This window comes from Bacteroidales bacterium, from assembly GCA_018334875.1.
Lineage (GTDB): Bacteria > Bacteroidota > Bacteroidia > Bacteroidales > UBA12077 > JAGXLC01.
Window position 1 is genome coordinate 1 of record JAGXLC010000129.1, and the last position, 10,321, is coordinate 10,321.

General features: G+C 42.3%; 12 protein-coding genes. All 12 read right to left on the reverse strand.

Features of this window, described 5'->3' with window-relative positions:
• The coding region (locus tag KGY70_11265; GenBank protein MBS3775759.1) for a WbqC family protein at positions 1 to 335 on the reverse strand (335 nt) is incomplete at its 3' end.
• 124 nt (positions 336 to 459) lie between these two features.
• Positions 460 to 1,860, reverse strand: a complete 1,401-nt coding sequence (gene lepB / locus KGY70_11270; protein ID MBS3775760.1) for a signal peptidase I — start codon at positions 1,858 to 1,860, stop codon at positions 460 to 462.
• Positions 1,861 to 1,869: 9 nt separating this feature from the next.
• Entirely contained in the window at positions 1,870 to 2,586 is a 717-nt protein-coding gene (gene dapB / locus KGY70_11275) for a 4-hydroxy-tetrahydrodipicolinate reductase (GenBank protein ID MBS3775761.1), read from the reverse strand.
• Positions 2,587 to 2,740: 154 nt separating this feature from the next.
• Positions 2,741 to 3,091, reverse strand: a complete 351-nt coding sequence (rplT, locus tag KGY70_11280; protein MBS3775762.1) for a 50S ribosomal protein L20 — start codon at positions 3,089 to 3,091, stop codon at positions 2,741 to 2,743.
• Between the two features lie 102 nt (positions 3,092 to 3,193).
• On the reverse strand, positions 3,194 to 3,391 hold the full coding sequence (gene rpmI, locus KGY70_11285; protein ID MBS3775763.1) for a 50S ribosomal protein L35: 198 nt from the start codon (positions 3,389 to 3,391) through the stop codon (positions 3,194 to 3,196).
• A 19-nt stretch (positions 3,392 to 3,410) separates the two neighbouring features.
• Complete coding sequence (gene infC / locus KGY70_11290) at positions 3,411 to 3,968, reverse strand: translation initiation factor IF-3 (protein ID MBS3775764.1); 558 nt, start codon at positions 3,966 to 3,968, stop codon at positions 3,411 to 3,413.
• A gap of 38 nt (positions 3,969 to 4,006) precedes the next feature.
• Complete coding sequence (thrS, locus tag KGY70_11295) at positions 4,007 to 5,953, reverse strand: threonine--tRNA ligase (protein ID MBS3775765.1); 1,947 nt, start codon at positions 5,951 to 5,953, stop codon at positions 4,007 to 4,009.
• A gap of 229 nt (positions 5,954 to 6,182) precedes the next feature.
• The gene (locus tag KGY70_11300) at positions 6,183 to 6,473 is read right to left on the reverse strand and encodes a hypothetical protein (GenBank protein MBS3775766.1); all 291 of its coding nucleotides are present in this window, start codon (positions 6,471 to 6,473) and stop codon (positions 6,183 to 6,185) included.
• Positions 6,474 to 6,551: 78 nt separating this feature from the next.
• Positions 6,552 to 6,716, reverse strand: a complete 165-nt coding sequence (locus KGY70_11305) for a hypothetical protein (GenBank protein ID MBS3775767.1) — start codon at positions 6,714 to 6,716, stop codon at positions 6,552 to 6,554.
• A gap of 1 nt (position 6,717) precedes the next feature.
• Positions 6,718 to 6,927, reverse strand: a complete 210-nt coding sequence (locus tag KGY70_11310; protein ID MBS3775768.1) for a hypothetical protein — start codon at positions 6,925 to 6,927, stop codon at positions 6,718 to 6,720.
• Between the two features lie 446 nt (positions 6,928 to 7,373).
• Entirely contained in the window at positions 7,374 to 8,129 is a 756-nt protein-coding gene (locus KGY70_11315) for a copper homeostasis protein CutC (GenBank protein ID MBS3775769.1), read from the reverse strand.
• 38 nt (positions 8,130 to 8,167) lie between these two features.
• Positions 8,168 to 10,318 (reverse strand): peptidase domain-containing ABC transporter, encoded by a 2,151-nt coding sequence (locus KGY70_11320; protein MBS3775770.1) that lies wholly within the window; start codon positions 10,316 to 10,318, stop codon positions 8,168 to 8,170.
• Positions 10,319 to 10,321 lie beyond the last annotated feature (3 nt).

A 10,321-nucleotide genomic window follows, 5' to 3' on the forward strand; every position in this document is an offset into this window, starting at 1 on the left:
CGGTTATAAAACGGCAGGAAATCGTCCATAAAAAATTCAAAGAAGGGCGAAGCGCTATAGGCAGATTCTATGGAGGTCCAGTGATTTTTCTGCCATTCCAGTGTATTATCGATACGTATATCACGGGTTAAAACCTTTCGCTGGTCTTTGGTAACCGGAAGGGTTAGTGACAGTTCGCCATTGCCGGAAAGAATGACACATCTGTTTCGGTAACTTTGTTTCTGGTAATGCTCCATGGTTTCAATCCATACTTCATCGTACAGGAGGAATTTGGTGTAGAATTGTACAGGACCCAGATATGTAGTAGATAACAAGGCACGGCTGGATTGATACATCTTCTGTTGCTGTTTTATTTTGCAAAAGGCGATAAGCGGCCCTTTTAGTTTTCCGGAAGACCCAATAAACTTCGGGCCTGTAATACAAGCCGCTTAGCTTTTTCAGAATGGACTCAAATATATGTTATGAGATTACTGAGAACAATCTATTCCAGCGGATCTTATCCAGAAAACTTCCGAATCTGTCCACAGAAAGCCATATAAAGACTGCTTTTCCGACAACATGATTTTCAGGAACGAAGCCCCAGTACCTGGAATCTGCTGAGTTGTGCCGGTTATCTCCCATCATAAAGTAATAATCCATCTGAAAAGTATAGCTGTCTGCCTGTTTCCCGTTGATATAGATTGTACTGTCGCGCATTTCCAAGTCATTCCCTTCATGGGTATTGATTATGCGCTCGTAAAGCGGAAGATTTTGAGGGGTTAATTCCACCGTTTCCCCTTCTTCCGGCACATATAACGGTCCAAAGTTGTCTTCCGTCCATTTAAAGTCCGAGTCAAAAGGAAAGATTCCATTATTTACTGAGGATGAATTGTTTTCATACCGGGTAACATTGACGACATTGGAAAAATTTCTGATCTTTTCCAGATTTTCTTCGGTAAGCGGCATATGATAAGAGGAGCTGGAAGGCATATAGTTGACATCGGACCGGTTAATTCCCATCCTGTCCAGATGTACGGGATTGATCTTGGTGCCGTTGGTTTTAACAATATAATTATACTGCATGTGTTCGAAATGTTTTTGCTCACTGTCATTAACATACACCTGCCCGTGTTCTATTTCGATGGTATCACCGGCAAGAGCAACACATCTTTTAATATAATTGGTTCTTTTATCTACCGGATGTGTGGTAACATCATACTGTTCCCTTATATATTCCCTGGCCCTTTGCTTATAGGCGGAAAAGGAACGCACGCGCTTACCATTGTTTATGTCTCTGTTTTTCAATTCCCGCGCATATTGCCGTAAAATGGAATAATAATTTCTATCCTGCATTTGAAGAATAACGGTGTCACCGGCAGGAAAATTAAAAACCACTATGTCGTTCCGCTTTATTGGTTTCAGTCCTGCGAGCCTTTTATAATCCCGTTTCACCCACTCCACATAGGATTTGGTGGTAGAAGTAAGCGGAAGGGTATTATGCGCAAAAGGAAAAGAAATGGGGGTGTTAGGCATTTTAGGACCATACGTGACTTTGCTGACGAAAAGATAATCACCGGCCAGAAGGGTTTTCTCCATGGAAGAGGTAGGTATGGTGTATGCCTCGATGATAAAAAGGCGGATAAGCGATGCGGCAATCACGGCAAAAATCAGGGCATCCACCCACTCAATCACTTTATTGGGCCTTTCTCCGGGTTTCTTCCAGAAGGTCCAGTTCACCTTTTTGGTGATAAACCAGTCAAAAATGATAATCAAGCCAGGCAGAAACCAGGCATTCTCCAGCCATATTACCAACAGGATATAAATGAGTGCTGCCAATCCAAATTTAAAGTAGCGGCTTTTCAGAATGTTGTTTATATTCATAAGTTTATTTTAAATATTTAATAAATCGTCCATAGAATAGATGCCTTGTTTGCCATGAATGAATTCAGCAGCCATTACTGCACCGAGTGCAAAGCCTTCCCGGCTTTTTGCAGCATGTTTCAGCTCAATTTCATCGAAAGAAGAAGAATACATTACCCTGTGAATTCCGGGTACTTCATCTTCACGGATTGATTTAACGGGAATTTCATCTTCGGCTTCCCTTTTCTCCTTTTTCCACTTATTCTTTCTTTTGATCTCACTTATGAGATTTTCGGCCAACGTAACGGCTGTACCGCTCGGAGCATCCACCTTATGCACATGATGTGTTTCTTCTATCTCCACATCATAATCGGAATACTGATTCATGATTTTAGCCATATATTCATTAACCTTGAAGAACAGATTCATTCCCAGGTTGAAATTGGAAGCATAAAAAAAGGCCTGATCATGCTCCAGGCAATATTTCCGGAGGTCATAGAACCGGTCCATCCACCCTGTTGTGCCAGAAACTACAGGAAGGTCCGACTCAAAACATTTCATAATGTTGTCGAAGGCAGCATCCGGGAGGGTAAACTCTATGGCCACATCGGCTTTTTTCAAATTCTCAGGAGTAAAATCCTCCTGATTATCTTTATCGATGGTCATCAGAATGTGATGCCCTCTTTTTTCGGCTAGCTGTTTAATTTCCTGGCCCATCCGGCCATAACCGATGATTATGATGTTCAGTTTGCTCATGACACACTATAGTTTTAATTCACTGTAAATTGTGCTAATTTATAATTTTTTACAAACAAACAAGTGTTAAAAAAACAAATAGGGAAGCCTTTACAAAGCTCCCCTATATCTTTTATTAAGCCATGAATAACACGGATTGCAGCTTTTATGCATTTTTTACCTCATCTACCACAGCCTTAAAAGCTCCGGGATGATTCATTGCCAGATCGGCGAGAACCTTACGGTTCAGGTGAATGTTCTGCTGACTGATTCCTCCCATCAATTCGGAATAGGACATACCATGCTGCCGGGCTGCTGCATTAATCCTTTGTATCCACAACCGCCGGAATACGCCTTTCTTCTTTTTCCGGTCGCGGTAGGAATACAACATTGCCTTGTCCACAGCATTCTTGGCTACTGTATAGACATTCTTCTTCGCGCCAAAGTAACCTTTGGCTTGTTTCATAATCTTCTTGCGTCTCTTTCTGGACGCAACTGAATTTGTTGATCGTGGCATAACTTTCTTGTTTTTTGAATGAACAGCGGTCTTTTACTGCTTAAAAAGACTCTTTCGGCTGTTGCACTCTGGTTTCAACACTACAAATTATTTAACTCCATCTTATTTCATCCCAAGCAAACGCTTGATATTATTTTGATCCGACTTATGGACCGTGGTATAGTAACCCAGGTTCCTTTTGCGTTTCTTATCTTTCTTTGTCAACAAGTGACTCTTATAGGCATGTTTTCTTCTAATCTTCCCGGTACCGCTCATTTTAAAACGCTTTTTCGCCCCCGGAACTATTCTGGTCTTTGGCATAACATTATAATTTTTAAATCTATTGTTTACTTTTCTTAGTGGCTTTAGGTGCTAAAAACATAGTCATCCGCTTTCCTTCCAGTTTGGGCATTTTCTCCACTTTCCCATATTCGTCCAAATCCTTGGCCAATCGCAGCAATAAGTACTCTCCTTTTTCCTTGAAAATAATCGATCTTCCTTTGAAAAAAACAAAAGCTTTTACCTTATCGCCGTTCTGGAGAAATTTTTTGGCGTGATTCAACTTGAACTGATAATCATGCTCATCGGTATTCGGTCCGAAGCGAATTTCCTTAGTATCCACCTTTGTGGTTTTCGCCTGAAGTTCCTTTTGTTTTTTCTTTTGCTGATAAAGGAACTTCTGATAATCCACGATCTTACATACCGGAGGATCTGCTTTAGGTGAAACTTCTACCAGATCCAGTTCCTGTTCGTCTGCCATTTTTATGGCTTCATCAAGAGAATAAACATCCGGATTATCAACATTATCACCAACAACCCTGACCTTCTCAGCACGAATTTGGTCATTAATTCTGTATCTGAGTTGTTGCTTCTTATTTTTTGAGCCTTTTCTTGCTATATTTCCTGCCCTCCTTCTTTTAGTTCGACAAAAATAATTTATTGACTGACAAATTCCACCTGATTATGGATTTCTTTTAATATAAAATCTTTAAATTCATTTACACTCATAGAACCCTGATCTCCTTCCCCTTGCTTCCGTACGGAGACCGTTTCGTTTTCTACTTCTTTTTCCCCCACTATCAGGAGAAAAGGAATCTTTTTCATTTCGTTGTCCCTGATTTTCTTACCGATCTTCTCGTTTCGTTCATCAATCAGTGTGCGAATATCGTAATTATTTAAAAAATTCAAAACTTTTTTTGCATAATCGTTATATTTTTCGCTGATCGGCATCACTACAACCTGATCGGGAGTAAGCCACAGGGGAAACTTACCGGCTGTATGTTCAATGAGTACAGCAACAAAGCGCTCCATTGAACCAAAGGGGGCTCTGTGGATCATTACGGGACGGTGTCGTTGGTTATCGGCGCCGACGTATTCCAGTTCAAAACGTTCGGGAAGGTTGTAATCCACCTGGATGGTTCCGAGTTGCCATTCCCTTCCAAGGGCATCCTTCACCATAAAATCGAGCTTGGGGCCATAAAAAGCAGCTTCACCATACACAACCTTTGCTTCCACTCCTTTATCCTCTACAGCTTTCATAATGGCCTGTTCAGATTTCTCCCAGTTCTCATCGCTTCCAATGTAATCTTCTTTTCTGTTGGTATCGCGGAGTGAGACCTGAACGGTATAGTTATTGAACTGAAGGGTTTTAAATATCTGCAGGATGATGTCCATTACCTTCTGGAATTCATCTTTAAGCTGGTCGGGGCGGCAGAAAATGTGGGCATCGTCCTGGGTAAAGCCCCTTACTCTTGTAAGCCCGTGCAATTCGCCACTCTGCTCATAACGGTAAACCGTCCCGAATTCGGCATAACGCACGGGTAAATCCCTGTAGGAATATTGCGTATGTTTGAACATTTCACAGTGATGGGGACAATTCATAGGCTTCAGCAGGAATTCCTCGTCCTCCTGCGGTGTGGTTATAGGCTGAAAAGAATCCTTACCATATTTTGCGTAGTGGCCTGAAGTAACATAAAGCTCTTTCTGGCCGATATGAGGTGAAATGACCTGCTGGTAGCCATACTCCTTTTGTATCTTCTTCAGGTAATTTTCAAGGCGCTCTCTCAGCTCAGCACCTTTAGGCAGCCAAAGGGGCAAACCCTGTCCCACCTTTTGGGAGAAAGTAAATAGCTCCAGTTGTTTTCCCAGCTTCCGGTGATCCCGTTTCTTGGCTTCTTCAAGCATATGGAGATATTCATCCAGCATCTTCTTTTTGGGAAATGTGATGCCATATATACGGGTAAGCTGCTTATTGTCTTCCCTGCCTCGCCAATAGGCTCCTGCAACACCCAGCAATTTGATGGCCTTAATATAACCGGTATGGGGCAAATGCGGCCCGCGACAGAGATCCACAAATTCACCCGTTTGATAAAAAGAAATGGTGCCGTCTTCCAGCTCACTGATCAGTTCTACCTTGTACTCGTCACCTTTATCCCGGTAGTGCTTCATAGCCCGCTTTTTGGGCACCTCTTCCCTTTCAAACTCCAATTTCTGGCTTGCCAGCTCCTTCATCTTCTCTTCTATCTCGGGAAGATCGGCGTCGGTAATGGTTCTGTCGCCAGGGTCCACATCATAATAAAATCCCTGGTCAATACTCGGGCCAATTCCAAATTTAATTCCGGGATAAAGCTGCTCCAGTGCTTCGGCCAGCAGGTGGGCTGAAGAGTGCCAGAACGTATGTTTCCCTTCTTCATCGTCCCAGGTATTCAACTTCACTTTGGCATCTTTCTTTATAGGCCTGTGAAGATCCCATACTTCTCCGTCAACTGTTATCGACAACACTTCCTTAGCCAGTCTGGGGCTGATGGAACGTGCGATGTCCAGACCTGTTACACCTTCTTCAAACTCCTGAACCGAATGATCCGGTAATGTTATTTTTATCATGAAATTGTATTTATGTTCAAAAGGACAAAGATATAAAAATTCAAAAAAGACGGAGTCTTTTTCTGCTTACTTTCTAATAACCTACACTTTACAATTAATGTACACAAGCCAAAACAAATTATGTTCAAAACTCTGTCATTTTTTCTTTACCATCAGATTTTCAAAACCCTGTGTTTGCTAATAAAATCAGGATCCAAATAAACCAATGAAGGCTATATGTTGATTGTGATTACTCACCCCGTTCTTCCCATTTATCGGGATTTTCGTATGTAGAAAACACGGCTTTGATACTGATCTTCTTTTCTTTTTCCTTTACCTGGTAATGAATCATGTAGGGGAAGTTTCGGACAGGCATGCAACGTATCTTATCATACCTTACATGAAATGCTAAATAATGCTTTTTAAGGAAACTGAGATGTTTGTCGATTGTCTTGAAAAAACGTTTTCCTAATTTGGACAAGCCAAAACCAAACAGGATGCTTTCAAGGAATTTAATGTGTTTCCGTTTTGGCTTGGCCAAATTAGCAAGCAAAATTTATGAGGCATAATTTATAAATGTCATAATCTTTTTCAATTATTTTTATCGTTGAAAATTGCCTCATAAATTTTGCCACAGTACCTTACCGGGCAGGTTTTGCCCAAAAAAGCAAGAATTTAACCGGTAAGGTACTAAACCGGATTTTTGATGATTATAATAATCAATAGCTTTTTGAATATCCTCAACAGCCTCTGGTTCAATTTCAACAGAAAAAGCTTCTGCCATTTTAGAATTGGATTTTTTTCTTTACTTCATTCCATTTGAGAAGCCTGGAAGGATTAGACTGGCTTTTTTTCATTCTTTCTCTTACCTTGTTTTTTTGTTCTTCAGGTATTTCTATACCTTCTTCTTCAATGGTAACAAAATCAAAATTATTTAGAAGTTCAATAAAAAATGAATATTTATTATCCGGTACACGTAAAATTATTTGTTTCATATTTTTTGAGATGTTATTTGAAGTAATTGTAAATAAATATTTTATGGTATAAATTTTATTAACAACATGAAAAATAATTTTTATTCTAAACGCAAAATTAGATAAAATGTTTTAACCCGAATTATTCTTATTCACAATATTTCTTCTATGTGTTAAACCTATGTGACCTTATGTGGGTCCGATGTCCTACAAACAGGTAATATTTTCTGAACCACAATAGGCACATAGAAAACATAGGAGTTCACATAGGTTTTTCAAAATATTATCCAGTAAAGCAAGAACCCGAACGTGTAGGTACTTTAATGACATAATTCTATGTGTTACTCTATGTGCTCTATGTGTCTTATGTGGTTCAAGTATAAAATGAATTACGCGATAATTACATGTTGAAAGTTTTTCAGAGTTTCGGGGTTGGTGTTTGTACAATGTTTCAAATTGATTTGAATCTATATGCTTTCCAGAAGATCAATCACATTTCTCACCCTGGCGGCACTTGTAACTTTCCGGGTGTATTCAGGTATTTCAGCCAATCCTCCCATAAAAACCTCTTCTTGCCGGAATTGCATTCTGCTTTCAACAAATTCGGTCAGTGTAGCATGGAAAGCAGTAATTCCGGTTTTTTGGGCAAGTGCCACAATGTTGTCCTCATTAATGCCTCCGCCGGCCATAATTTTCAATGAATCGCCGGCCTCATTACTTAGTTCTGAAAGAAGGCCGGCACCCTCAATGGCCTTATTTTTCTGTCCGGAAGTCAATAGCCTGCTAACTCCCAACATTTTTACAGTTTCAAAAGCTTCCCATGGATCTCTTGTCATGTCGAAAGCACGATGAAAAGTAACTGGTAAATCCCCGCATTTTTCTATCAACCGGGAACAACTTTCATAATCAACAGTTCCATCCGGATTTAAGCATCCCAGAACCATTCCGTCCGCGCCATGGTATTTGGCCTGTTCAATATCCTTAAGCATGATCTCCAATTCATCCTCCGTATAACAAAAATCTCCTCCCCGCGGCCGGATGATCACAAAAACAGGGATGGCCGATCTTTTCTTTGCCTGGATCAATGTACCTGCGGAAGGGGTTGTTCCGCCCTCATAAAGGTTGTCGGATAATTCCACACGGCCGGCCCCTCCCTCTGAGGCTTCAATTACCGATTCAACGGAATTCGCGCATATTTCCAGTTCAAACTGATCCCTTTTCATAGTAACCCATTAAATTAAATTTAATTTTATCTGATCTATTATCCCAGTTCCAATTGATTCTTTACCAGGTGATAGTATGCGCCCTTTTTCCGGGTAAGCTCGGTATGGTTTCCTTTTTCCACCACCTTTCCCTTGTCGAGCACCACAATCTGATCGGCATTTTTAACGGTACTCAAACGATGGGCTACAATCACCACCGTACGGCCCTGGAAAAACTGCTGCAGGTTGTTCATGATTACCATTTCATTATTCGCATCGAGGGCATTGGTGGCCTCATCAAAATAAAGGTATTCGGGATCCTTATAGACCGCCCGGGCGATAAGTATGCGCTGCTGCTGGCCCTGGCTCATGCCAATCCCCTCCTTCCCTATCCTGGTATTGTAACCAAGGGGTAAAGATTCAATATCATTCTGGATATTCGCTGTTTTCACAGCATGAAGCAACCGTTCCCGATCGACCGAATCGTCTGAGACGGCTATATTGTTGGCAATGGTATCGGAAAAGATGAAACCGTCCTGCATCACCACGCCGCACTTACTCCGCCAAACGCGATTGCTGAAATTATTCAGATGTATATCGCCTATTTTGACATATCCGTGTACCGGGTTATAGAATCCCAGCAACAGTTTGATCAGGGTAGTTTTCCCCGATCCCGAGACCCCTACAATGGCAGTTACTTTCTTTTCAGGAATCTGCAGGTTCACATTCTCCAGCACATAGGGCGAGTGTGGACCTTCATACTGAAAATACAGATGATCCAGGTTCAGATCGGCTTTTTCCGGTAGCCTGGTAATCTTAGACGCTCTTACATCCTCTTCCTCTTCCTTGTTATGGATTTCGCCCAGCCTTTCAAGGCTGATCCTGGCATCCTGGGCCGAATGGAAAAACCGGATCATCTGCTGGAGCGGGCTGTTAAGCTGTCCGATGATAAACTGCACGGCCAGCATCATACCCAGGGTCATGGTACCGTCAAGTACCGCTTTGGCAGCCAGAAAGGTGATCACCACATTTTTTACTTCATTGATGAACACGCCGCCGGCCTGCTGATATTGCTGAAGGGCCAGGCCCTTTACCTGTACACGAAACAAGCGGGTCTGAATGCCTTCCCATTCCCATCTTTTCTGTTTTTCACAGTTGTTCAGCTTAATTTCCTGCATGCCGGTAATCAACTGGATCAGATTGCTCTGGTTATCGGAAAGCTGGGCAAAACGCCGGTGGTCCAGCTCACGGCGGCGCTTCATGAATCCCAGTATCCAAAGTATATACAAACTACTGCCGAGGATGAAAATGGCAAAAATCCACCAATTGTATATGGCCAGAACCACACCAAATACCACCAGGCTGAAAAAGGAAAACAACACGTTCAGGGTATTGGTGGTGAGAAAGTTTTCAATCCTTCGGTGGTCCTGAATACGCTGGATCAGATCACCCGTCATTTTGGTATTGAAAAATGCAACGGGCAGCTTCATCAGCTTGATCAAAAAATCAGAGATCAGTGAAATATTAACGCGGGTGCTCAGGTGGAGCAGGATCCAGCTTCGTATGAAATTCACGGAGGTCCGCCCGGCGATCAGCACCAACTGAGCTATGATGATGAGCGTAACGAAATCCAGATCCTGATTGTTGATGCCCCGGTCCACAATGGCCTGGGTAAGGAAAGGAAAGATGAGCTGCAGAAGGCTTCCGAGCAACAAGCCCAGGAAGAGCTGAACGATGAATTTTTTATACGGTTTCATGTACTGTAAAAGAAATCCAAATCCCGATTTATCCAGCTTTTCATCTTCCCGTTTGTAAAAATCGGGAGTGGGCTCCAGCAGGAGGCACAATCCCTTATTCACACCTTCTTCCCGGGTGGTAGCCCAGCCCCGCATGAACTCCTCTTTGGGGAAGCGTATTCTGCCGCGTGCGGGGTCAGATACATATACCGTATTTTTCTTTATTTTATAAACCACCACGAAGTGTTTCTGCTGCCAATGGACAATACAAGGAAGGGGCGCCTCACTGATCAGTTGATCCCAGCTAATCCGCACGCCCATGGTACGAAAGCCAATGGATTCAGCCGCATCGCTGATGCCCATCATGGAGACGCCTTCACGGGTGATGTAACTTCGGTCGCGGAGGGTTTGAAGGGAATAATGCTTTCCATAATACCGGGCGATCATGCGCAGGCAGGCAGGACCGCAGTCCATGGC

Coding starts and splice junctions, on each gene's coding strand:
- lepB (MBS3775760.1), bottom strand. CDS start 1,860: ATGAATATAAACAACATTCTGAAAAGCCGCTACTTTAAATTTGGATTG.
- rplT (MBS3775762.1), bottom strand. CDS start 3,091: ATGCCACGATCAACAAATTCAGTTGCGTCCAGAAAGAGACGCAAGAAG.
- rpmI (MBS3775763.1), bottom strand. CDS start 3,391: ATGCCAAAGACCAGAATAGTTCCGGGGGCGAAAAAGCGTTTTAAAATG.
- thrS (MBS3775765.1), bottom strand. CDS start 5,953: ATGATAAAAATAACATTACCGGATCATTCGGTTCAGGAGTTTGAAGAA.
- KGY70_11305 (MBS3775767.1), bottom strand. CDS start 6,716: ATGGCAGAAGCTTTTTCTGTTGAAATTGAACCAGAGGCTGTTGAGGAT.
- KGY70_11310 (MBS3775768.1), bottom strand. CDS start 6,927: ATGAAACAAATAATTTTACGTGTACCGGATAATAAATATTCATTTTTT.
- KGY70_11315 (MBS3775769.1), bottom strand. CDS start 8,129: ATGAAAAGGGATCAGTTTGAACTGGAAATATGCGCGAATTCCGTTGAA.
- KGY70_11320 (MBS3775770.1), bottom strand. CDS start 10,318: ATGGACTGCGGTCCTGCCTGCCTGCGCATGATCGCCCGGTATTATGGA.